Here is a 22,020-nt window from a genome sequence, read left to right as displayed (position 1 = left end):
CGTACTGGGGGCATGACCCTGCCCGTGCTTCTCCATCGTCGCGGCCTTTTGACCGGCGCCGTCGCCCTGGCCGCCTGTTCGCCCGAGCCCGCGGCGGGCGGCGAGGCCCAGTACGCCGCCTCGCCCTATCGCAGACTCTCTGACGAGGAATGGCGCAGGCGGCTGGGCGACGCCGCCTGGCGGGTTCTGCGGCGCGAGGCGACCGAACGCCCCTTCACCAGTTCCCTGAACGATGAGCATCGACGGGGAACCTTCGTCTGCAGAGGGTGCGACCTGCCTCTGTTCCGATCGAACTGGAAGTTCGATTCCGGCACCGGCTGGCCCAGCTTCTACCAAGTCCTGCCGGCCAATATCGGCCGCAAGCGGGACTTCGCGATCGGCATTCCCCGCACCGAATACCATTGCGCCCGCTGCCTGGGGCATCAGGGCCACGTCTTCAACGACGGTCCCCGCCCGACCGGCCTGCGCTACTGCAACAACGGCGCGGCCCTGAAGTTCATGCCCGCCTAGATGCGATTGGCCCGGATCGCGGAATCGACCGTCACGCCGAACCAGACCGAGGCGATCAGGATCAGGAGGCCATAATCGTGACCCGGCAGAAAGACCGGCGCGGCGGCGGCGAAGATCAACAACAAGGGAAACAGGCCGGCCCAGACGGCGGAGGCCGCCGAAGCCGGATGGATCATCGGCTGGGGCGCGGGGCGTTTGAGAAGCCGGTTCATCCCGCCGTTGAAGGCCACGAACAGGGCCGAACAGACGACGGCGGTGATCAGATATTTCACCGCCTGGCCCGGCGCGCCGAACGCCGTCGCCGTCATGATCAAGAGCGCCAGGGCGACGCCGGTGCTGAAGGCCAGCAGGAGGTTGGGTTCCAGACGGCTCAAGACTTCACCTTCACATAGGCGCCGGGCGCGGGTTCAAGCGGGGGCAGGGGGCCGGCCGACGGATCGCGCGCCGCGACGGGCTCGCCGGAACGCGCCCGCAACCAAGCCGCCCAGTGGTCCCACCAGCTGCCGGGCGCCTCCGCCGCGCCCGCCTGCCATTCGGCCAGGGTGTCGGGCAGTTCGGCGTTGGTCCAGTGCTGATATTTTTTCGCCGTCGGCGGATTGATGACCCCCGCGATATGGCCCGAGCCGGCCAGGGTGAAGGTGACGTCCTTGCCGCCGAACAGTTTGGCGGACCGATAGACCGAGTTCATGGGGGCGATGTGGTCCTCTCGGCTGGCCTGGAAATAGAGGGGGATCGTCACCTTGGACAGGTCCGCCGTCAGCCCGCCGATCTTGAACGCCCCCTGGGCCAGGGCGTTGGCCCCGTACATCTGGCGCAGATAGGCCAGGTGCAGGGCCTTGGGCATCCGGGTCTGGTCGGCGTTCCAGAACAGCAGGTCGAAGGCCGGCGGATCCTTGCCCAACAGATAATTGCTGACGAAGAAGGACCAGATCAGGTCATTGGACCGCAGGGCGTTGAAGGTGTCGGCCATGGCCGCGCCCGGCAGGACGCCGCCGGCGGCGTCCATCTGGCGCTCGATCTCGGCGATCCAGTGGTCGTCGGTGAACAGCAGGAGGTCGCCGGCCTCGGCGAAATCGTGCTGGGCGGCGAAGAAGGTGGCTGCGGCGATCCGCTGATCGTCCCTGGCCGCCATATGGGCCAGGGCTGCGCCCAACAGTGTGCCGCCGATGCAATAGCCGACGGCGTTGAGCCGATCGGTCCCGGCCTGCTCCAGCGTCTTTTCGACGGCGCGGTAGACGCCCTTGTCCAGATAGTCGTCAAATCCATAGCCCGCCTTGTCGCGATCCGGATTGACCCAGGAACAGACGAAGACGGTGAAACCCTGGCTGGACAGCCAACGGATCAGGGAATTGCCCGGCTGAAGGTCGAGGATGTAGAATTTGTTGATCCAGGGCGGAAAGATCAGCAGCGGAATCCGGTGCTGGGTCTCGGTCGCTGGGGCGTACTGGATCAGCTCGAACAGATCGTCGCGCCAGACCACCTGCCCCGGCGCGGTGGCGACGTTCTGACCGACGACGAACTTGCCGTAGTCCGCCTGGCTGATCCGCAGCGATCCGGCGCCCCGTTCCAGATCGGCGGCGAAGTTCTGCATGCCCTTGACCAGCGATTCGCCGCTCGTCTCCGCCAGGGCCTTCAGGGCGACGGGATTGGACGCCAGGAAGTTCGACGGCGAAAAGGCGTCCGTCAGCAGACGGGTGAAGAACTGGGCGCGCCGCTTCACCGCCGGATCGACGTCCTCGACCCCCGCGATCAGGCCGTTCATCCAGTCGGACGTCAGCAGATAGGAGCGGCGCATCAGGTCGAACATCGGGTTCTCGGACCATTCCGGATCCTTGAACCGCTTGTCGGCGGGGGCGGGCTTCGCCGGTTCGCCGGCCGCCTGACGCGCCGTATCGGCCCACAGGTCCATGTAGCGGCCGAACAGATCGGCCTGGGCCTGAAACAGCTTTTCGGGGCGCGCCGCCAGACCGCCCATGATCGACGTCAGGGCGGGCGCGATGTTGAAGGGGTCGGGCGACAAGGCCGCCGGACGGTCGGCCTGCGACAGGGCGGCTTCGGCCAAGGCGCCCTGCGCCATCATCGCCGCCTTGGCCAGGTTCATCGACAGAGTCTCGATCAACTGGGCCTGGTCGGCGCCGAAGGGCGGGGCGACGTCCTCGGTTTCGGGCGGCCTCGTATCCGCCGGAGCGGGCTTGGGACCGCGCTTAGCGGCGGAGGCCGCAGCCTCCGATGCGTCGGCCTTCGCGGCCTTCGCTGCCTTGGGGGCCGTCTTGGCTTTTGAAGGGCGGGGCTTGGCCGAGGTCGGGCGTCCCGCCTTTCGCGGGCTCTTGGCGGTCGGCTCGGCGCGGGGCGCGCCCGGCTTGGGCGGGCTGTCTTCGGGAGCGCGGGCCATTGGTTTCCTCCACCTTCTTGTTCGCGTCACGCCGGTTCGAACCCGCGCCCTTCCGCAGAGGACGATGATGGCATAAGACGAACCTCGAAATGAACGCGCACTTATCTAAAATGAAGCCGGCGGGCCGAAAATGAGGCGAGCCGCCTCCGTCGTTTGTCTGACGGGTCTCATCGCAGCCTCGGGCGGTTGTGCGCGGTCGCTGGGTCTGGACACCGATCCCGCCTCGCCGATCGCGCCGCGCGTCCAGGCTCTGGTCGACGCCAATCGAGACTATCCGCGCTGGCGTGATTTCCCCGCCGCCCCGACCGATCTGCCGCAGGTCGCTGAGGTCGGGCGATCAATCGATCGGCTCCAGGCCGAGGGCTCGACCCTTGCGCAGGAGGCGGCGCGAATCGAATGGACGATGACCGACGCCGAGGCTGAAGCCGCAGCTGTCCGCGCCCAGGTGGGGGCTGTCCCCGTATCGCCGGACGCGGCCCGCACCCAGGCGGATATCGAGGCCTTCGCTCAGGAACTGAGAGATCGCGCCAAGGCGCCGCCGCCCGTCGATCGCCGACCGATCCCATGAGGCGGTCGCCGGGGCGGAAGAATCCCCGGATGATGCGATGATGGCGGACGACGGCGGCTTCAAGATCGACAGCGGTTTTCTGGGCGTGTCCCAGTCCCTGTCCGGGCGGGCTTGGCGACAACGCCCGGCGGACCCGGCCCTGATTCGCGCCCATCGTCAGGGGCTCGGTCTCGAGGAGCCCGTGGCGCGGGCGCTGGCGGCGCGCGGCGTGGGCGCCGATCAGGGCGCGGATTTTCTGACCCCGACCCTGCGGGCCCTTTTTCCCGATCCGTCCAGCTTCATGGATATGGACAGGGCGGCCGAGGCGATCGTCGATGCACTGCTGGCCAAGGCTCGGGTGCATGTCTTCGCCGACTATGACGTGGACGGCGCGTCGAGCGCGGCCTTGCTGGTGCGCTGGTTCCGGGCCATGGGCGCCGACCTGCCTCTGTACGTTCCTGATCGCCTGACCGAAGGTTACGGCCCGTCGGCGCGCGCCTTCGATAGGCTGAAGGCGGCCGGGGCCGATCTGGTCGTGACGGTGGACTGCGGCGCCGCCGCGAACGAAGCCCTGGCCCATGCCGCCGCCATCGACCTGAAGGTGGTGGTGATCGACCACCATCTGATGCGGTCGGAGCCGCCGCAGGCCCTGGCGGTGGTTAATCCCAATCGACCCGGCTGCAACTCAGGTCAGGGCAATCTGGCGGCGGCCGGGGTGGTCTTCGTGCTGTTGGCCGCCTTGAACCGCGAGGCGCGGCGGCGAGGCCTGTTCGCCGACCGGCCTGAGCCGGACCTGCGGCAGTGGTTGGACCTCGCCGCCCTGGGGGCCATCTGCGACGTCACCGGCCTGACCGGGTTCAACCGCGCCCTGACCAGTCTGGGCCTGAAGGTGATGAGCGGCTGGAGAAATCCCGGTCTGCGCGCGCTTCTGGCCGCTGCGGGCGCGGAACAGGGCGCGGCCAAGAGCCATCACGCCGGCTTTATCCTGGGGCCGCGCATCAATGCAGGCGGTCGGATCGGGCGCGCGGACCTGGGGGCCCGGTTGTTGTCGACGGATGATCCGGCCGAGGCCCAGCAATTGGCGCAGGAGCTGGACGCCCTGAACCTGTCTCGGCGCGACGTCGAGCGCGCTGTGACCGACGCCGCCGTGCGCAAGGTGGAGGCGACCGGGGCGCACGTCGATGATACGCCCGTGATCGTGGTCGCCGGTGAAGACTGGCATCCCGGCGTGGTCGGCATTGTGGCGGGGCGTCTGAGGGAGCGCTGGCGCAAGCCCGTGATCGTCGTCGGATTGGATCCGGTGACGGGACTGGGCAAGGGGTCGGGCCGGTCCCAGCCCGGCATGAACCTGGGCCGGGCGGTCCAGGCGGCTTGGGAAGCAGGGCTGCTGCTGGCCGGCGGCGGCCACGCCATGGCGGCCGGGTTGACGCTCGAGGGCGGCCGACTGGCCGAACTGACCGCCTTTCTGGCGGAGCGGCTGTCCGGCGAACGGGAAGACGCCGTGGCGATGGATGTGCTGGAGATCGACGCCCTGATTGATCCGGCCGCCGCTCGCCGCGATCTGTTCGATTCGTTCGAACGTCTGGCGCCGTTCGGCCCGGCCAATCCCGAACCCGTCTTCGCTCTGGGCGGGGTCCAGGCCCGCGAGGCGGTGCAGATGAGCGGCGGTCATGTGCGCTGTCGTCTGGTCGGCCCTGACGGGGCGTCCGTCCGCGCGGTGGCTTGGCGTTGCGCCGATCTGCCGATCGGCCGGGCCCTGCTGTCGGGCCAGGGGGGGCTGAATGTCGTCGGTCGTCTGAAGGCGGACGACTGGAACGGCCGGCGCGGCGTTCAGTTCGAGATCGAAGACGTGGCCGATCCCCGTCGCCTATGACGGTCGCCGCTTCGGGACCAGGCTGCTGAAAAACTCGAAATCCGCGCTTGCACCCTTTTGAGGGCGCGGCTATATCGCCGGCTCTCCCGCGCAGCGGTCCCTTCGTCTATCGGTTAGGACGTCAGGTTTTCAACCTGAAAAGAGGGGTTCGATTCCCCTAGGGACTGCCACGCGGTGAAGTTAAGGCTCTGGCCTCCGGCCGCCTCACCTACAGAAATCCTCGCCAATTCAATCGTTGAGCGGTGCGCCGGATCGGTGTCGTTCGTGCGACACAACCGAGGCGTTTCTGCTGACCTGAGGCAATATTCCCACCCCCTGCGGCCAGATTCCGCTTTCCAAAGATTCGCGGAACAGTGTTAAACGGAATCCAAGGGTCCGTAGAGGAGCGGACGGGGGTATTAGGTTGACTGATTACCACGGGATGGAAACGGCGGAGACCGTTCGTGTCGTCGGTCGCGTCAAATGGTTCGATCCGACGAAGGGCTATGGCTTCATCGTTCCGGACGATCCGACTTTGACCGATCTGCGGGACGTGCTGCTGCACATCAGCAGCCTGAGAGACAAGGGGCGCGACCACGCGGAAGAGGGCGCGCCCATCGTGTGCGACTGCGTGCGGCGCGCCAAGGGCTGGCAGGCCGTCCAGGTTCACGACCTGGGCGTCGGCGACGTCGGGGCGGTGGCGAGACGCCCCGGGACCGAGGCCGACAAGCCGGCGCCGCCGCTTGACCCCGGTGCGACGCTGGAGCCCGCCGTGGTCAAATGGTTCAATCGCACCAAGGGCTACGGATTCGTCGTGCGTGATCGCGAACCCGGCGATATCTTCGTCCATATAGAGACGCTGCGCCGTTGTGGACTGGACGATCTGGTTCCCGGCGACGCGGTTCAGGTGCGGTTCGCCAGCGGCCCCAAGGGGCTGGTGGTGGCGGAAATCAGAACGGGCGGCTGAAGGCCGCCCCGGAGGGCGGATGGTCGATCTGGTGCGACGTGTGTTTTCAGCCGGCTTGATGGCGCTGGCGCTGGCTGGGTGCGCCGCCAAGGCGCCGGTGGGCGTCAACGGCGAGCCGATGCAGCGGCTGGCGGTCGTCACCGCCTCGGGCGAACACGCCTTTTGGGTTGAGATCGCGGACGATGAGCCCGAACGGCAGCGCGGACTGATGTTCCGTCCCCCGTTGGCGGACGATCAGGGCATGCTGTTCCAATGGCCCGGAGAGCCGCCGCGCGAACAGAGCTTCTGGATGCGCAATACCCCCAGTTCACTGGACATTCTCTATATAGATCCGAGGGGGCGAATCGTCTCCATCGCCTCGCACGCCACGCCCTTTTCCGAGACGCCGATCCCCTCGAACGGCGCCGCCAACGGGGTTCTGGAACTGCGCGCGGGCCGGGCCTCTGAGATCGGCGCCAAGCCCGGCGACAAGGTTTTGCACCCTTATTTCAAGCCATGATTTGCGGATTGCGCGCTGAAGTGCCAATAGAGCGCTCCGTTCGGTCCGGGGTGTAGCGCAGCCTGGTAGCGCATCTGGTTTGGGACCAGAGGGTCGGAGGTTCGAATCCTCTCGCCCCGACCAAGGAACGGCCGCTGGATTCCGTGTCCGGCGCGCGTTATGGCAGGTCCACAGGACCTGACGATCACTAGGGATTTCGCCATGCTCGCCCGCATCTACCGCCCGGCCAAGACCGCTATGCAGTCCGGCAAGGCCAAGAGCCGCGACTGGCGCCTGGAGTTCGAACCGGCCTCGGCCCGCACGATCGACCCGCTGATGGGCTGGACGGGCAGCTCCGACATGAACGGCCAGGTGCGTCTGACCTTCGATTCGAAGGAAGAGGCCGTCGCCTATGCCGAACGTCACGGCATTCCGTTCCGGCTGCACGAGCCGCACGAGGCGCCGACGATCATCAAGGCCTATGCCGACAACTTCGCAACCAACCGCAAACAGCCCTGGACGCACTGACGTCGGGCCTTTGCCGAGCGCCCTTAGCTCAACCGGATAGAGCACCCGCCTTCTAAGCGGACGGTTGTAGGTTCGAGTCCTACAGGGCGCGCCATTCTCCGGCGGCGGCGATCAGAGCTTTCTCGATGACAGACCCCGCTTTCGCCTCTCCTCAGATTCGAGTCGCCGCCCTGTATCGGTTTGCGCCGATAGGGGAGAACGAGCTTGTCCTGGTGCGGGATCGGCTTCAGGCGGTCTGCGACGCGTGCGGCGTCAAGGGCACGCTTCTGGTCGCGACCGAGGGGCTGAACGGCACAATCGCCGGGCCGGAGGCGGGGATTGAGACGGTGCTGGGTGAGATCCGCGCCTTGCCGGGGTTCGCCGATCTGGACGTCAAATACGCCTGGACGGGGGAGGCGCCCTTCCTCCGGATGAAGGTCCGCATCAAACGCGAGATCGTGACCATGGGTCAGCCCGATCTCGACCCCGCGCGCCAGGCGGGGGTCTATGTGGCGCCTCAGGACTGGAACGCCCTGATCGCTGATCCGACCACCTTGGTCATCGACACCCGCAATGACTATGAGGGCGAGATCGGCGCTTTCGAGGGGGCGGTGCAGCCGAACACCCGCAGCTTCCGCGACTTTCCCGACTGGTTCCGCACGGAAGGCCGGGCGCTGCTGGACGAACGCAAGCCGCAGCGGGTCGCGATGTACTGCACCGGCGGCATTCGTTGCGAAAAGTCGACCGCCTTTCTGAAAGCGGAAGGGGTGGAGAACGTCCACCATCTGGAAGGCGGCGTCCTGCGCTATCTGGAAGAGGTCGATCCCGCCGACAGCCTGTGGCGGGGCGACTGTTTCGTTTTTGACGAGCGGGTGTCAGTCGGACATGGTCTGGTCCGGGGCGAGCACACGCTTTGCCGGGGCTGCCGCATGCCTGTGGACGCGGCGGGGCGGGCCTCGCCCCATTTCATCGAAGGCGTCTGTTGCGACCGTTGCAGGGACACGCGCGACGACGCCCAGAGGCTGCGCTATGCGGAGCGGCAAAGACAGATCGAGCTGGCCCGAAGGCGAGGGCAGGTGCATCTGGGGCGAACGGATCCGGCCTGACGGGGCGCCGGCGGAAGCAGTGTCCGCTTTGTAGGTTAAATAAATAAAAACAATGTCATAAGCCACAATCTTGAATTGTTCCCACGTCTGTACCCACCTTTCGGATTGCCTCTGGATGAGTTCTAATCAGCCGGGGTCAGGCTGGATGACGCGGCGTGACTCAAAGGCGACGTTGGGCGCATACGCTTTTCGCAAGCGCCGAGTTCTGATCGTGAATCCGAGGCGCTACCAAACCACCACTCTTTCGTCTGGTGGTCGATCCAGAGCCGCGTCCGGCCCGACATGGAATGCGGCGTACCAGGCGTCGAGATTGCGGACGACGCCGTTGACGCGGTGGCGGGCCGGGGAGTGGTAGCTGTTCTGAGACTGACGCCTCAGGGCGTCTTCAGTTGGCTGTGTGCGCCAGAACTGCGCCCATCTCAGAAAGAAGCGCTGCTCTGCGGTGAAGCCGTCCAACCGGGCGTTCATTTCCATCCCGGTCTCCGCCGCATGCAGCCGGAGCGCATCAAGCGCCAGGGTCACCCCGACCAAATCTGCGAGGTTCTCGCCGAGAGATCGGCGCCCGTCCAGGTGAACGCCGGGTAGAGGTTCATAGCTATCGTATTGAGAGACCAGCCGTTCGGCCTTGGCGTCGAATGCGGCGCGACTGGTCGGCGACCGCCTTACCGCGAGTGCGAGGCAATCCCCATACGACGATTTGGCTTACGCTCTTCTCTGGCTCAGTAGACCGCACACCCAGTAATGATGGCGACTAAAAGGACGAGTCAGCCATGCGGAGCGCTATCGGTTGGCAGAGTTCTCCAAGCTGCAACATGCGCTCCAGACGCATTTTTCAGGGGACCGTCACGACGCTGAACATCGTCGAGGGGGCATAAGACTGCCGAGTTTTTCGCTTCTTGCGCGCGCGTCGCTGGGGCTTGCCTGACACGACAGGACCCGCCTTCTCGAGCTTGGCGGCCAGCGACGACTTGCTCGACGCGCCTAAGGAAGAAGCGTCAGCCCTGGAAACGTCAAGGTTCCCGAGGCGACGCAACTCACCCCAGACCCCGTGAAGCTGACGGTCGAAGTCGGATTGTCGAAGATTCCGGGCGACATGGAGGACATGCAGGTGGATCCTCCTGACACACTCCAGTTCAGGATCACCTGGCTGTTAATCCCCGACGGCAGGGTGGACGGCGTGGGGGCGACCAGACTTCCAAACCCATTCAGGGTCACCAGGAAGCAGTTCGGTCCCGTCAGGGTTGACGTGCCCAACCACGGCGCACCGCTCTGCATTCGCCAGCTCGATCGCACCGAGCAGGTGACCGGTCCTATGAAGGTTTGGAAGGTGACGGTCCCGGTCGCCGGCCCCGTCACCCCGGGGGGCGGCAGATAGAAGGTGCCCGCCTGAGCCTGTTCCGCCGAAACAAGGCTGATCATGGATGCGGCTGCGGCCGCCATGAGCGTAGTTCTCAGCATCGATACCTCCTCTACACGCGCTGATTGACAATCTACAATCGCGTAAATAGCGCGAGAGTCAATCCGAGGCTGAGGCGCTCGAGCTGGGCGCTCTCAATTGGGTGTCCATTCGGTCCTTGCCAAGGACGCTGAAGTTGCAGACTTCCGACCCTGCCTTGGAGCCCGGCAGACGCCGAATAGTCGAGCCGCGGGGGTGCGACGGGCGACACGCCAGGGGGCAGCTGCGCAAAGTCCCGGCGGCGGGCTCCAGCTAGCAGGCGAAATCTCGGCGCGAGGAGGTGATATGCCCCAAACAGTCGCCATTCCGCTTGCCAGTTCGCGCAGCGCGGGTGAAGGTGGCGTGGGAGAAATGTTTAATGCCTAATCTTCAAAGCTTTGCTGGGGTGGCCCATGAGGCGTTCGATCTGTCTGTGGGCGAGGCCACGATGCCGCTCACACTGGTGGAGGTTGCCCCTTTACCTGCCACTGGTCTGAACCCGCAGCCCTTCTCCCTGGTCTTCCGCGGGACTTCGGCGATCGTTCTGCCGCAGAAGATGTACAGCCTTAGCAATGCGACCTTGGGCAGGTTGTCGATCTTCCTAGTGCCGATCGGGCGCGATCCGGCGGGCGTGCTTTATCAAGCGGTCTTCAACTGATCGGCCAGATCATCCGGTCGTGGCTTGCGGACTCTTCGGCGGTCAAAACGAAGCCGAGGCGGCCGTAGAGGGCTGCGGCCCGTCGATTGGTTTTCAGGACATGGAGATCAAGCGCGTCGGCGCCGTGAGCGCGCGCTTCCGCCTGCACGATCCGCAGCAGGGCCCCGCCTAGGCCTCGGCCTTGTGCTTCGGGCAACAGGGCCAGATCGATCACGCGCCAGGTCGAGCTGGATCGATTCAGATAAAGCCGGCCGACGTCCACGCCTGCCTGCTCGATGATCCAGAAGTCCGTCGCCAACCGTTCGCCCACGAAATGGCGATGCTGGAGATCGAACTGACTGACGAGAAACGCCTCCGCCAGAACCGGCGGCCATCCGGCGGCGGCGACTTCTGATGAGCGGGTCGTTCCATAAAGCGCCCTGAGAAAGGGCAGATCGGCCTCGGCTGCGGGACGCAGTCTCAGTCTCAACCGCGACAGCCCGCGGCGCTCCAGCGGCTTGCCGGCCGCAGGAAACGGCGCGGGCGTCGTTTCAGTCAAAGTAGGGATAGTTTCCCGTAAGGGCGACGGCATAGGTCAGGCCGAGATAGGGCTGAAGGTTCTCGTGCGGCGCGCCCGACCCCGACAGGCCGATGGCGTTGGGGTTCATCATGGTTCCCGACGCGCCGACGGCGGCGAAGGCGTTGAAGCCTGAATTGCCCACAATGCCGATGGCTGACGCAGGCGTCGGCGCCGCCGTCAGCACAGAGGGGTCAGACGGCTCGAACTCGCTGATCGCATGGTTGTGCATGGGGGTTTCAGCCGCCGTCAGGGCGACGGTCGGAGCGCCGAAGGCCTGGCCCATAGGGCGACGGCTGTTGCCCGGCGATTGGCCGGCTCCGCAGGCTTGGCGGCTGGCCAGGTTAGGCAGACCGAAGGTGTTGACGCCGTCACCGCCGAACTGGATGCCGTACAATGAGAACAGCGCCGATTGCTGCCGGATGGGGACGAGCTGTCCGGCGGCGAGGGCCCAGCCGTACGGCGCAAACGGGAAGCCGAAAATCTGCACTTCGCCGATGAAGGGTTCAGACATTGAGAAGTCCTTGCGTTCTGATGGGGTCGAGCGAAGTTACGAGGGAGGGGAGGGGTAGTAGCCGAGGAGGGCGATGCAGTACTGAAGCGCCATGGTGGGGGCGGTGTTGTCGTGCGGTTGAGAGCCGCCGGCGACGCCGAGGGTGGTCTGGGGAAAGGCCACGGGGGCGCCGTCGCCGGGCTGCGGATTGTAGAAGGTCTCGGCTATATCCGCCGGCAGGGCGGCGAGCACGGCGCCGGCCGGCGAATTGCTTGTCGCCACAGCCGTCGACGCCATCGGCGTGTGGACGTGCGGGCCCATCTGGAGCGACGTCAGCTGGACGGACTCCTCACCGGCGGTCATCCCGATCGGACGGTTCGAAAGGCCGGGGCCGGTCCCCTGGTGCACGGGCACCCGGCTTCTGAGATCCGGAATCCCGAACGTCTGCTGTCCATTGCCGCCGTAAGTCGTGCCCAGAAGGGCGAACAGGGCGTCATACTCCGCGATGGGCAACAGCGATCCGTCGCAGACGTGCCAGCCCTCGGGCGCGCCGCGCATGTAGGGCAGGAGGCGGATTTCTCCAACGTAGCATTCGCTCATTTTACATCCTCGATGATGTCCGCCTGGGCGGCTCAGTCCGATCTTGCTGCGCGTCGGCGGCGGACGGTCAGTTGCGCGAGGGGAAGACCCCCTGCAGGGCGATGTTGAAGTTGATGACCTGAAAAGGCTGCATGTTGTCGTGCGGCTGACCGCCGCCGGCGATCGATGTCGGATTGCCGGCGAGGGGGATCAGGTTTTGCGGCTGGCCGTAGAGCATGCCCGGTGCGGAGGCTTGCGCCAGCGTCTGGGCGCCGTCGAGATAGGGACTGACGCCTTCGGCTGTGGTCGCCATCATCGCGTGCGTGTGCGGGCCGTTCTGATCCGCCCTCAAAGACACCGTCTCAACCCCGCCGACCTGACCCATCCCATAGGGCGCGGGCTGCCAGCTGGGGTTCTGTGAGGGGAAGCCGCCGACCGGCGTGCGTCCCCGCAGATCCGGCAGTTTGAAGGTGGTGACGCCGTCGCCGCCGTAGGTGACGCCGAGCAGGGCGTAGAGGGCGTTGTTTTGCGCGATGCTGAGAATCGCGCCGTCGCAGCGCGCGAACCCGCGCTGCGCATAGTTGAAGCCAGTCATCATGATCTGGCCCAAGAAAACAGTCGACATGCGGCGTCCCTCGGTTCGCGGAAAACGAGTGTTGCGGCTCGGGAGCCGCCTCGTCGGCAGACCGCCAGCATGGGGGGCGAGCCTCAAAAACCGCAAGTATTTTTTCTGCGATCCGCCGAAATTGGCGCGAAACACAACCAGTCGTAGCGTCGCAGTATGTACAGAAAATGCTGTTTTAGCGGCATAAAATACGATTTTGAAATTAATGATTCGCCGCAGGCATATCACGGTGATACGTAGGGTGGTGTCCTTAGCGGGGTAATGCCGCAGGGCGTCAAGTTGGGGTCCTGCCAGGGACGCACAGCTTAGGCGAGAGTTTTGGGTAGGGGTGGGCTTTGGGTAAAACGTTTGTCGGGCGTGAGCCCCGCGAGGCTGCGCGCCTGCTCGCCGCATTCGGCGTGGGCCTGCTCGCGCTCCTTCTTTTGACGTTCAGCAGCGGCTCGGCCCGCGCCCAGTCCGTGTGCACGATCACCGCGTCCGCCTCGCGCTCGGATTCGAACGTCAGTGGTTCGGGTCAACTGAATCTTCTTCGCGTGCCCGGCGACGGCGCGGCGTACGCCGTATTCAAGATTGCTGCGGATTCGGATCCTGAATCGCTCGTCTACGCTTGTGCGGCGTCGACCCTGACCTCGAGCCCCCGCTTCGAAGGAAACATCCTGAACGGGGCCGGCACGAATAACCGCGCCCTGCTCACGACCGGCTGGACCTTCACCTTCAACGACGGATCGAGCCTGACGCGGCCGTCAGGCAGCAGCTATGTGTTTTTCACGCCCGTGGCGGGTCAGACGACGGTCACCCTGTCGGGGGCGGGGGTGCTTTTCACGGGGTCTTCGGCGCAAAGCCAGTATATCGCCAACCAATCCTACAGCGGTACGTTCGACATCGCCCAGGGAGCCGCATCCACCGGGCGCGATACGAACAACACCTATAGCGCGGTCGTATCGGTCTCGACGCCGCCTGCGATTACAAACGTCTCGCCCAGCAGCGGCTCGACCGCCGGCGGTACGGGCGTCACCCTCTCGGGAACCGGGTTCAGCAGCAGCGGCAATGCGGTCGTGATCGGCGGCGTTTCCGCCACCCCCTCAGCGGAATCATCGACCTCCATAACCTTCACCACGCCGGCGCATGCGGCGGGATCGGTGGACATCGTCGTCACCACGGCCGACGGTCAGAGTGTGACGTCCACGAACGCCTATACCTATGTCGCGGCGCCCACCACGACCTCCGTCACGCCCAACTCGGGCCCGACGGCGGGCGGAACGAGCGTTGTGATCCAGGGGACGGCCTTTACCGGCGCAACCGCCGTCTCCTTCGGCGGATCGCCCGCCACGGGTGTCGTCGTGAACAGCGCCACGCAGATTACGGCGGTTTCTCCCGCAGGTTCGGCGGGGACCGTGTCGGTTTCGGTGACGACGCCGGGCGGGACGGGGACACTCAGCAACGCCTTTGTTTATGTGGCGGCGCCGACCATCACTTCCGTATCGCCCGCCGCGGGCCCTACCGCCGGTGGGACCAGTGTGACCGTAACCGGAACGAACCTGTCAAGCGCTACGGGCGTCGCTTTCGGCGGCGTCGCCGGCACGATCACGGCCAACACCGCCACCTCCATCACCGTCACCGCCCCGGCGGGGGCGGGCGTCGTCGATGTCGCCGTCACCACGGCCGGCGGCGTGGCGACCGCCGTCAGCGGCTACGCCTATGCGGCCGCTCCGACGATCAGCGGGGTCTCGCCGAACACAGGTCCCGAGACCGGAGGGACCACGGTCACCCTGACCGGAACCAATCTGACCAATGCGAGCGCCGTCACCTTCGGCGGAAACGCGGCGACCATCACCGCCAATACCGCCACCTCGATCACCGCCACCGTGCCGGCGGGCGCGGGATCGGTCGGGGTCGCCGTGACCACGGCCGGCGGGACCGCTACAGCCGTCAACGCCTATAGCTATATTCCAACCCTGTCGGTGACGCCGGGCGCTGCGACGGGCACGAGCGTGGGCGGCGCCTTCAGCCAGTCGAACCCGGCCTCGGGCGGGACGGCGCCCTATGTCTACGCCCTGGCCTCCGGCGCCCTGCCGGCGGGCGTCAGCTTGAACACGGCGACCGGCGCAGTGACGGGCACGCCGACGACGGCGGGCGCCTTCGCCTATGCGATCCAGGCGACCGACAGCCAGGGGACGCCGGCCACGGCGACCGGGGCGACGGTCTCGGGGACCATCACCAAGGGGACCCAGACCATCAGCTTCGCGGCCCTGGCGGACGCCTCCCTGTCGGCCTCGCCGCTGACGGTCTCGGCGACCAGCAGCTCGGGCCTGGCGGTGGCCTTCACCTCGGCTACGACCGGGGTCTGCACTGTGTCGGGAACCAGCGTCACCCTTCTTGGCCCTGGGACCTGCACCCTGAACGCCGACCAGGCGGGCGACGCCAACTGGGATGCGGCGACCCAGGTTCAGCGCAGCTTCACCGTCACGGCGGCGACCCTGTCGGTGACGCCGGGCGCTGCGACGGGCACGAGCGTGGGCGGCGCCTTCAGCCAGTCGAACCCGGCCTCGGGCGGAACAGCGCCCTATGTCTACGCCCTGGCCTCCGGCGCCCTGCCGGCGGGCGTCAACTTGAACACGGCGACCGGCGCAGTGACGGGCACGCCGACGACGGCGGGCGCCTTCGCCTATGCGATCCAGGCGACCGACAGCCAGGGGACGCCGGCCACGGCGACCGGGGCGACGGTCTCGGGGACCATCACCAAGGGGACCCAGACCATCAGCTTCGCGGCCCTGGCGGACGCCTCCCTGTCGGCCTCGCCGCTGACGGTCTCGGCGACCAGCAGCTCGGGCCTGGCGGTGGCCTTCACCTCGGCTACGACCGGGGTCTGCACTGTGTCGGGAACCAGCGTCACCCTTCTTGGCCCTGGGACCTGCACCCTGAACGCCGACCAGGCGGGCGACGCCAACTGGAATGCGGCGACCCAGGTTCAGCGCAGCTTCACCGCCACGGCGGCGACCCTGTCGGTGACGCCGGGCGCTGCGACGGGCACGAGCGTGGGCGGCGCCTTCAGCCAGTCGAACCCGGCCTCGGGCGGAACAGCGCCCTATGTCTACGCCCTGGCCTCCGGCGCCCTGCCGGCGGGCGTCAGCTTGAACACCGCGACCGGCGCAGTGACGGGCACGCCGACGACGGCGGGCGCCTTCGCCTATGCGATCCAGGCGACCGACAGCCAGGGGACGCCGGCCACGGCGATCGGGGCCACGGTCTCAGGGACCATCGCCAAGGGCGCCCAGACCATCAGCTTCACCTCCACCGCGCCGGCCGCCACGGTTCCTGGACCGGTCTATACGGTCGCGGCTGTCGCGACCTCGGGATTGAACGTGTCCTTCAGTCTTGACGCCGCCAGCACAGGGTGCGCCCTGGCCGGCGCCGCCGTGACCTTCACCGGCCCGGGAACCTGCGTGATCAACGCCGATCAGGCGGGAGACGCGAACTGGACAGCGGCGGCGCGCGTGCAGCAGAGCTTTGCAGTCACAGCGGCTGCTCCGATCGCGGCGAATGTGACCGGGGTGGTTGTGCCCTTCAACAGCCCCGGAACCGCCATTGACCTGTCCAGCGCCATCACCGGCGGCGCCCATGGCTCGGTCGTGATCGTCACCGCGCCCGCGCACGGCGCCGTGACCGTCGCCGGCGACGTCCTCACCTATGTGCCGACATCCGGCTATTTCGGCCCGGACAGCCTGACCTATCAGGCGGTCGGCGCAGGCGGAGTGTCGAACACGGCGACGGTTTCCTTGACGGTCGCGGTTCCAGCGGCGCCGGTCGTCTCGGATCGCGTCGGCGTGACGGTCGCGTTCAACAGTGCTGGGACGGCCGTCGATCTGTCCGGCTCGATCAGCGGCGTGCGGACCTCCATCGCGATCGCGACGGCCCCGGCGCACGGCGCCGCGACGGTGTCGGGCGAAGTCGTCACCTATAGGCCGACCGCAGACTACTCTGGCGCCGACAGCTTCACCTATGTCGCCACGGGTCCGGGCGGCGCCTCTGCGCCGGCGACCGTCAGCTTGATCGTCGAAGCCCCTGCGGCTCCTGTCGTGACGCCGCCCGCTGCGCCTGTCGCACCGCCGCCGCCGAGCGGGAGCGGACCTCAGCCGGTCAAGGTGCCGCTGGCGCCGAACAGCAGCGGCGTCGTCACGGGCTACCGGGTCGACGCTCCGCCGCAGAACGGCGTCGCCGCCATCTCCGGCGACGGCTCCGCCGCCGATCCCTGGGTGCTGACCTATACGCCGGCCGCCAACTTCCTCGGGACGGAAACCGTGTCGGTCGTCGCCACTGGACCGGGCGGAGACTCGGCGCCCGCCGCCTTCGTGATCCAGGTCGCGGGCAAGGCGCCCGACTTCGCCCTGACGACCCGGCCCGGCGCGCCCGTGACGATCACCCCGACCACAGGCTTGGTCGGCGGGCCGTTCAACGGCTTGCGCATCACACGCCCCCCGACCTCCGGCTCCGCCGTCGTCGAGGGCCTGACCATCGTCTTCACCCCCGCCGCCGCCAATACGAGCTTGCGGTCGCTGGAGACGGTGTCTGCGGCGGCCGGCGTCGCGTCCCTGGCCTATGTGATAGACCTGCCCTTCGGCGCATCGGCGCCGGGCGAGGTCAGTCTGGCGGCCTTGGCCGTCCCCGGTGAACAGGCCCTGACCGCCGCCACGCTTCAAGGCGTCCCCGTGACCGTTCGGATTGACGATACGACAGGTGGACCCTTCATCGGCGCCGCCGTGGTGTCCGTCGCTCCGACCACAGCCGGATCGGCGACGTTGACCACGGTCGCCGGGGAGCGGAGCCTCACCTTCACGCCGGCGACGGACTTCACCGGAGAGGCCGTGATCACCTTCAGCCTGACCAATGCTGCGGGTTCGACCAACGGCGTCCTGACCGTCACCGTCGAAGGCCGACCTGATCCGGGACTGGATCCGGAGGTGCGCGGCGTCGCCACCGCGCAGGTCACGTCGGCCCGACGGTTCGCCGACGTTCAGCTGAACAACTTCCAGCGACGCCTACAGGCCCTCCGTAGCGGGACGAACGGATCATCCAACGGCTTGAGCCTCAACTTCGGCCTGGGCGGCTTGGCCGACAGGGACAATGATCCGCGGCAGGCGCTTCGGCAGGCTCTGGGCGCGCGCGATCCCATCGACCCGGGCGCCCTGAACGACCGGAGCCGCGATGCGCTCGGTCTCGAGACCGGGGTCGGCGGCGACGCCCTCGAAGCGGCGGCCTCCACGCCTCGCTCCAATACCCTCTCGGCCGCTCCAAAAGGCTCGCAGGGTGTGGGGTCTGTCGGGTTCTGGACGGCCGGCTCCATTGACTGGGGACGGCAGGACGCGGCGGGACAGCGGGACTATCGCTTCACGACCCAAGGCGTGACCGTGGGGCTGGACTACCAGATCGCGGACGGGCTGGTCGTCGGCGGCGGCCTTGGTTACGGCGAGGATCGGACCAAGGTCGGCGACAACGGCACGGTCTCCAACGGCTCGGCGTTCAGTGCCGCCCTCTATGGAAGCTGGCGCCCGACCCGGGGGCTGTATGTCGACGGCGTCGCGGGCGTCTCTGACCTGGACTTCGACGCCCGTCGCTGGGTTTCGGGACTGGCCGGCCAGCCAAACGGCTATGCGGCGTCCGAGCGCTCGGGGGAGGCCCTCTTCGCCTCGGCGGCGTTCGGGCGGCTGCGGCGCTCCGACCGGGTAACGACGGACCTTTACGCCCGCATCGACGCGCGGGAGATCACTCTGGACGGCTTTACCGAAACCGGCGGGGGCTATGGGGCCTTGGTTTGGGACGGCGTCGATCAGAGCAGTCTGTCCACCAACCTGGGCGCGGCCTTGCGATGGGTCGCCGACACCCGCAGCGCCGGCGTCATAACCGCCTCCGCCCGTCTCGAATGGTCGCATGAGCTTGAAGAGGTGGGACGCCAGACGGTCCGCTACGCCGACTGGGCGGCCAGTCCGTCCTATCTGGTGCCGTTGGACGCCTGGTCGCGCAATGCGCTCAAGCTCGACCTTGGGGCGGATTGGCAGGTGTCGGATCGTCTGCTGCTCGGCTTGGGGTATCGTGGCCAGTTGGGCGACGCCAGCGTCAGCCATGGCGCCGAACTGCGGTTTACCTACGGATGGTAGCCGCCATCATGACGCCGGCCCGGATGCGAGGTCGCCGCGGGCCGGCAAACGACCGCAAGCCCCGACCTTAAACGGTCGGGGCCGTCCGTCGGGGGTCACCAGTCCTGAGGAAGCTGCGGCCCCTGGCCGCCGCAGACATAGATGGGCGTCGCGTCATAGTAGGGGGAGGGCACATTGGCGCGCAGCACATAGACGTTGCCGCCCCATCCTCCGCACCCGCGATCGGACACTTCGCCGAGGTATTCGGTCTTGGCCGCGTCGGCATAGTAGACATAGTGGTAGGCCGTCAGATCGACTTGGGCGGAGGCGGCGGTGACGGAGGCTGCAGCGATCAAAGCAGCGCCGACAAGAACGGGTTTCACACGGATATTCATTGGCTTTGTCTCCCTATGCACGCCGATCGCGTGCGCCGCATAGGGCGCGCGCTCTTGCCTGGGAATGCAACTCACAGGCGCGTTATGGGTAGGCGTTATCGCTGAACCGTAAAGCTTTGGGGCTTGACTCTGCAACTGATGGGTGTCCCCATTCTCCAGGCCTTCACGTCCGAAGGCGATGGAGAGTGAGATGAAACCTTCGCTAAGACTTTCGGTCATCGCGGCCGTCACGCTGGGCGTCGCCTCCCTGACCTCGACGGCCTCCTCCGCCCAGATTATCGGCGGCAATCGCGTGGCGCTTTACGACGTCGTCTATTACAGCGACGCCTCCAAGACGACGGAGGTCGGTCGAAACTACGGCGTCTGCTACGGCGGCTGGGGGACGCCGATCTGGGCCGGCAGCAGCGAGTTCACCAGCGGCCAGCAAACCGCCTTTCACAGTCAAGAGCACGTCGGTTGGTGCACGCCTGAAGGCATAGAGTACTTCTGACCCCGGCGCCGCGGCCGAGCCGGCCGCGCTGATGGGGCGCTTGCGGACGCGACGCGGCGCCCCCGGTTGCGCGCCGACCAAGCTTGACTATATGTGATCCGAGCGGCAAAGGGCGCAGACGCTTCGGAAATCCCCATGACGTCCGGTTCAGAGACCACCGACCCATTGAACGTCTACATCGGCGCGCGCATCCGCGAGGAGCGGATGGCCTCCGGCCTTACGCAGTCTCGGCTCGGCGCGGCGATCGGGGTGACCTTTCAGCAGATTCAGAAATACGAACGGGCGGCGAGCCGGGTATCGGTCTCCACGATGGTTCGTATCGCGGACGCGCTCAAACTCCCGATCGTCGCCTTTCTTCCAGCGCAGACGTTCCGCCCCGTCAGTGAGGAGGACGACAGAGATGTCCGAGAGCGGCGGGAACTCTTGAAAGCATTTCAGAAGACGCCGCCGGCTCGTCGAGGGCTGCTGCTGGCGCTGGCGCGGGAGTTCGCATCGGACGGCGCGCGCGCGCCGGACATGTAGCCGCCGCCTTCTCCGTCGCCTTGGGCCTCTGCGGCGGAAAGGCTGTCAGTTCCATACGACCGTAGAGGTCCAGGTCGCAGGGCCGCTCGACCGATGGGGTCGAGCGGATGATCGTCGCGGGTCTTCCGAAATCAGCAGACCTCGTCGCGCGGCAGCGGCTTGAAGACCCGGCGGTAAACGTTGCACTCGGCGGCGAGCACCATGCCGCTGCGCCATTGGACGGAGCCGTCGAGCGTATGGGCGAAGCCGAGCATGACATTGGGCCGTTCGAGGCGGCGAGACCCGCCCAAATCCCGGATCAAGCGGTCGATCTCGGCCGGCGGCAACAGCACGAGCTTGCTGGCGACGACCGTGTTGTAGGCGGCCGGAAGGTTGCGATAGTCGAACGATTCAGACGGATTGTCGTAGCCGGTGTCGCTGATCTGCAGATAGTCGCGATTAAAGCGCGCCAGGGTGATGTGTTCGCCGTTCCCGGTCGTCATCACCTGATCGAAATACCGGTCGGGCCGGGTGAGATAGGCCTGCAACTGGGCCTTAGTCATGCCGGTGGCCGCCTTCAGAAGGGTGTCCAGCAACTCCGCTTTCAGCGCACGGATCGGCGCCAGCAGCCAGTCGGGCGTCACGGCGTCGATGATGTCGCCGATCGCCGCAGCGGTCAGACCGATGAAGCTCGGCGCTCCCGCCATCGAAAGCAGATGTCGGGTCGCATAGTCGCTGAGGATGCGGTCGGCCTTCTCGGTGTCGGTCTTGCGCTCGGCGTTGAAGAACAAAGCCTCCGCCACCTGATGACTGACCTGGGGCCAGAGCCGCAGGCCTTCGTCGATGTCGTCGCGCCAGTATTCCTTGTAGGTGACCGGCGCCGCATTGAGCGCCACATAGCCGGCCAACTCTGCCGACAGCAGGACCGCCGAACAGCTGAAGTCGTTCCAGCGGCAGTTGTCGATGCGGCGCTGAAGGTCGGCCTTGTGGTCGTAATAGGCCCGAATGTCGGCGTCGAGCGATGCGCGCAGGGTCGAGAACAGGCGCGGCACCGAATAGTTGGTGCTGCTGCTGGCGCTGGGCAGCAACCGGTCCAGGGCGGAGCCGGGACGCGCGTCGACCATCGCCTGATAGATGCGTCCGTCGACCCCCGCCACGCTGGCAGTGAAGAAGTCGCCGGTCAAGGCTGAACCCGGCAGGCGCTTGTCGATATAGCCTTCCAGGACGATGTGGCGGATCGCATTGTCCGGCGGGTTCAAGGTGAAGGGGGCGCCGGAAAACTGATTGATGAAGGTGTGGCCATAGGTGTCGCCCGCCGCATGGGTCAGAAAGCCCAGGCGGAAGGCGCGTTGCAGCGGATCGTCGCCGAAGCTGTTCCAGACGTGCTCAAGCCAAGCGTCCGAGCCGTGCGAGACGCCGCTTTCCTCCCCGTCCGGATGGATGACCTGTTGGCCCGTGAGGATGTCCGGATAGGCGTCGGGGCCCAGCACGCCCGCGCGATACTGCGCACGGCCCGCTCTCAAGGCGACCAAGGTGTCGTCATCGACCTTGTATCGTCGAACCTCGCCGGTTCCCAGGACGGGGATTTCGACATAGCCGTCGTCGAGCGCGTCCTTCACCGCGATTTCGGCGAAATAGACGTGGGACGTCGGCTTCCAGGCTGCGGCGACGCTGGGCAGTAGGACAGCCGTGACGCTGAGGGCGGCGGCCAGCAGGCGCGCCTTGCGTGATTTCGCGAACATCGTGTCTCCTCCAAGAGAATGTGATCCCGCCGACCCCGTGCGTTGTATTGATCACG

Annotated in this window: 20 protein-coding genes, 3 tRNA genes and 1 pseudogene; 14 read left to right on the top strand and 10 right to left on the bottom strand. The window is 66.7% G+C overall.

The genetic code is table 11. The features are described 5' to 3' along the window. Positions 1 to 12: 12 nt before the first annotated feature. Positions 13 to 510, top strand: a complete 498-nt coding sequence (gene msrB, locus AC07XS_RS00580) for a peptide-methionine (R)-S-oxide reductase MsrB (RefSeq protein WP_182713127.1) — start codon at positions 13 to 15, stop codon at positions 508 to 510. Here msrB and AC07XS_RS00575 read toward each other — a convergent pair. Together AC07XS_RS00575 and phaC are read right to left on the bottom strand one after the other, a co-directional pair. Further along, positions 507 to 884, bottom strand: a complete 378-nt coding sequence (locus AC07XS_RS00575; protein ID WP_182713126.1) for a hypothetical protein — start codon at positions 882 to 884, stop codon at positions 507 to 509. The two genes, msrB and AC07XS_RS00575, sit on opposite strands and share 4 nt — an antisense overlap. Further along, complete coding sequence (gene phaC / locus AC07XS_RS00570) at positions 881 to 2,902, bottom strand: class I poly(R)-hydroxyalkanoic acid synthase (RefSeq protein ID WP_182713125.1); 2,022 nt, start codon at positions 2,900 to 2,902, stop codon at positions 881 to 883. The genes AC07XS_RS00575 and phaC overlap by 4 nt, the downstream gene beginning before the upstream one ends. Before the next feature lie 130 nt (positions 2,903 to 3,032). Here phaC and AC07XS_RS00565 point away from each other — a divergent pair, with 130 nt between their 5' ends. The 9 genes from AC07XS_RS00565 (at position 3,033) to trhO (ending at position 8,359) form a co-directional block, all read left to right on the top strand. Continuing rightward, entirely contained in the window at positions 3,033 to 3,470 is a 438-nt protein-coding gene (locus tag AC07XS_RS00565; RefSeq protein WP_054765950.1) for a hypothetical protein, read from the top strand. 40 nt (positions 3,471 to 3,510) lie between these two features. Next, positions 3,511 to 5,322 carry a single-stranded-DNA-specific exonuclease RecJ gene (recJ, locus tag AC07XS_RS00560; protein ID WP_182713214.1) on the top strand — a complete coding sequence of 604 codons (1,812 nt, stop codon included), beginning with the start codon at positions 3,511 to 3,513 and terminating at the stop codon, positions 5,320 to 5,322. 95 nt (positions 5,323 to 5,417) lie between these two features. Then, positions 5,418 to 5,492, top strand: a tRNA-Glu gene (locus tag AC07XS_RS00555). A 251-nt stretch (positions 5,493 to 5,743) separates the two neighbouring features. Continuing rightward, entirely contained in the window at positions 5,744 to 6,268 is a 525-nt protein-coding gene (locus AC07XS_RS00550) for a cold-shock protein (protein WP_182713213.1), read from the top strand. Positions 6,269 to 6,287: 19 nt separating this feature from the next. Beyond that, complete coding sequence (locus tag AC07XS_RS00545) at positions 6,288 to 6,767, top strand: DUF192 domain-containing protein (RefSeq protein WP_182713124.1); 480 nt, start codon at positions 6,288 to 6,290, stop codon at positions 6,765 to 6,767. Between the two features lie 46 nt (positions 6,768 to 6,813). Beyond that, positions 6,814 to 6,890 (top strand) — tRNA-Pro (locus AC07XS_RS00540). A 78-nt stretch (positions 6,891 to 6,968) separates the two neighbouring features. Further along, the gene (locus AC07XS_RS00535; protein WP_054765943.1) at positions 6,969 to 7,274 is read left to right on the top strand and encodes an ETC complex I subunit; all 306 of its coding nucleotides are present in this window, start codon (positions 6,969 to 6,971) and stop codon (positions 7,272 to 7,274) included. Positions 7,275 to 7,291: 17 nt separating this feature from the next. After that, a tRNA-Arg gene (locus AC07XS_RS00530) sits at positions 7,292 to 7,368 on the top strand. A 31-nt stretch (positions 7,369 to 7,399) separates the two neighbouring features. Continuing rightward, positions 7,400 to 8,359, top strand: coding sequence for an oxygen-dependent tRNA uridine(34) hydroxylase TrhO (gene trhO, locus AC07XS_RS00525; protein WP_182713123.1), 960 nt, complete (start codon positions 7,400 to 7,402; stop codon positions 8,357 to 8,359). 225 nt (positions 8,360 to 8,584) lie between these two features. Here trhO and AC07XS_RS00520 read toward each other — a convergent pair. Continuing rightward, positions 8,585 to 9,022, bottom strand: a pseudogene (locus AC07XS_RS00520) (M13-type metalloendopeptidase); the annotation flags it as partial. Positions 9,023 to 9,340: 318 nt separating this feature from the next. Further along, entirely contained in the window at positions 9,341 to 9,799 is a 459-nt protein-coding gene (locus tag AC07XS_RS00515) for a hypothetical protein (RefSeq protein WP_182713122.1), read from the bottom strand. 374 nt (positions 9,800 to 10,173) lie between these two features. Here AC07XS_RS00515 and AC07XS_RS00510 point away from each other — a divergent pair, with 374 nt between their 5' ends. Beyond that, positions 10,174 to 10,452, top strand: coding sequence for a DUF6916 family protein (locus AC07XS_RS00510; protein ID WP_182713121.1), 279 nt, complete (start codon positions 10,174 to 10,176; stop codon positions 10,450 to 10,452). On the opposite strand, the gene AC07XS_RS00505 is transcribed toward AC07XS_RS00510, so the two are convergent. From AC07XS_RS00505 to AC07XS_RS00490, 4 genes are all read right to left on the bottom strand, one after another. Then, positions 10,445 to 10,990, bottom strand: a complete 546-nt coding sequence (locus AC07XS_RS00505) for a GNAT family N-acetyltransferase (protein WP_182713120.1) — start codon at positions 10,988 to 10,990, stop codon at positions 10,445 to 10,447. The genes AC07XS_RS00510 and AC07XS_RS00505 overlap by 8 nt on opposite strands. Then, positions 10,983 to 11,522, bottom strand: coding sequence for a phage tail protein (locus tag AC07XS_RS00500; RefSeq protein WP_182713119.1), 540 nt, complete (start codon positions 11,520 to 11,522; stop codon positions 10,983 to 10,985). The genes AC07XS_RS00505 and AC07XS_RS00500 overlap by 8 nt, the downstream gene beginning before the upstream one ends. Before the next feature lie 36 nt (positions 11,523 to 11,558). After that, on the bottom strand, positions 11,559 to 12,101 hold the full coding sequence (locus tag AC07XS_RS00495) for a tail fiber protein (protein WP_182713118.1): 543 nt from the start codon (positions 12,099 to 12,101) through the stop codon (positions 11,559 to 11,561). Between the two features lie 67 nt (positions 12,102 to 12,168). Beyond that, entirely contained in the window at positions 12,169 to 12,705 is a 537-nt protein-coding gene (locus AC07XS_RS00490) for a phage tail protein (protein WP_182713117.1), read from the bottom strand. A gap of 335 nt (positions 12,706 to 13,040) precedes the next feature. Here AC07XS_RS00490 and AC07XS_RS00485 point away from each other — a divergent pair, with 335 nt between their 5' ends. Next, positions 13,041 to 18,857 (top strand): IPT/TIG domain-containing protein, encoded by a 5,817-nt coding sequence (locus tag AC07XS_RS00485; RefSeq protein WP_494732641.1) that lies wholly within the window; start codon positions 13,041 to 13,043, stop codon positions 18,855 to 18,857. A 95-nt stretch (positions 18,858 to 18,952) separates the two neighbouring features. On the opposite strand, the gene AC07XS_RS00480 is transcribed toward AC07XS_RS00485, so the two are convergent. After that, positions 18,953 to 19,219 (bottom strand): hypothetical protein, encoded by a 267-nt coding sequence (locus AC07XS_RS00480; RefSeq protein WP_321207900.1) that lies wholly within the window; start codon positions 19,217 to 19,219, stop codon positions 18,953 to 18,955. A 202-nt stretch (positions 19,220 to 19,421) separates the two neighbouring features. Between AC07XS_RS00480 and AC07XS_RS00475 the strand changes: the two genes are divergently transcribed. After that, entirely contained in the window at positions 19,422 to 19,721 is a 300-nt protein-coding gene (locus AC07XS_RS00475; RefSeq protein WP_182713114.1) for a hypothetical protein, read from the top strand. Between the two features lie 135 nt (positions 19,722 to 19,856). Next, positions 19,857 to 20,243 carry a helix-turn-helix domain-containing protein gene (locus AC07XS_RS00470; RefSeq protein ID WP_182713113.1) on the top strand — a complete coding sequence of 129 codons (387 nt, stop codon included), beginning with the start codon at positions 19,857 to 19,859 and terminating at the stop codon, positions 20,241 to 20,243. 131 nt (positions 20,244 to 20,374) lie between these two features. Here the strand turns inward: AC07XS_RS00470 and AC07XS_RS00465 are convergent, their stop codons facing one another. Continuing rightward, on the bottom strand, positions 20,375 to 21,964 hold the full coding sequence (locus AC07XS_RS00465) for a hypothetical protein (protein WP_182713112.1): 1,590 nt from the start codon (positions 21,962 to 21,964) through the stop codon (positions 20,375 to 20,377). Positions 21,965 to 22,020 lie beyond the last annotated feature (56 nt).

The organism is Brevundimonas sp. GW456-12-10-14-LB3 (assembly GCF_059424365.1).
Note: the sequence above shows the minus strand (reverse complement) of the source record. Positions and strands in the feature narration are given on the sequence as shown.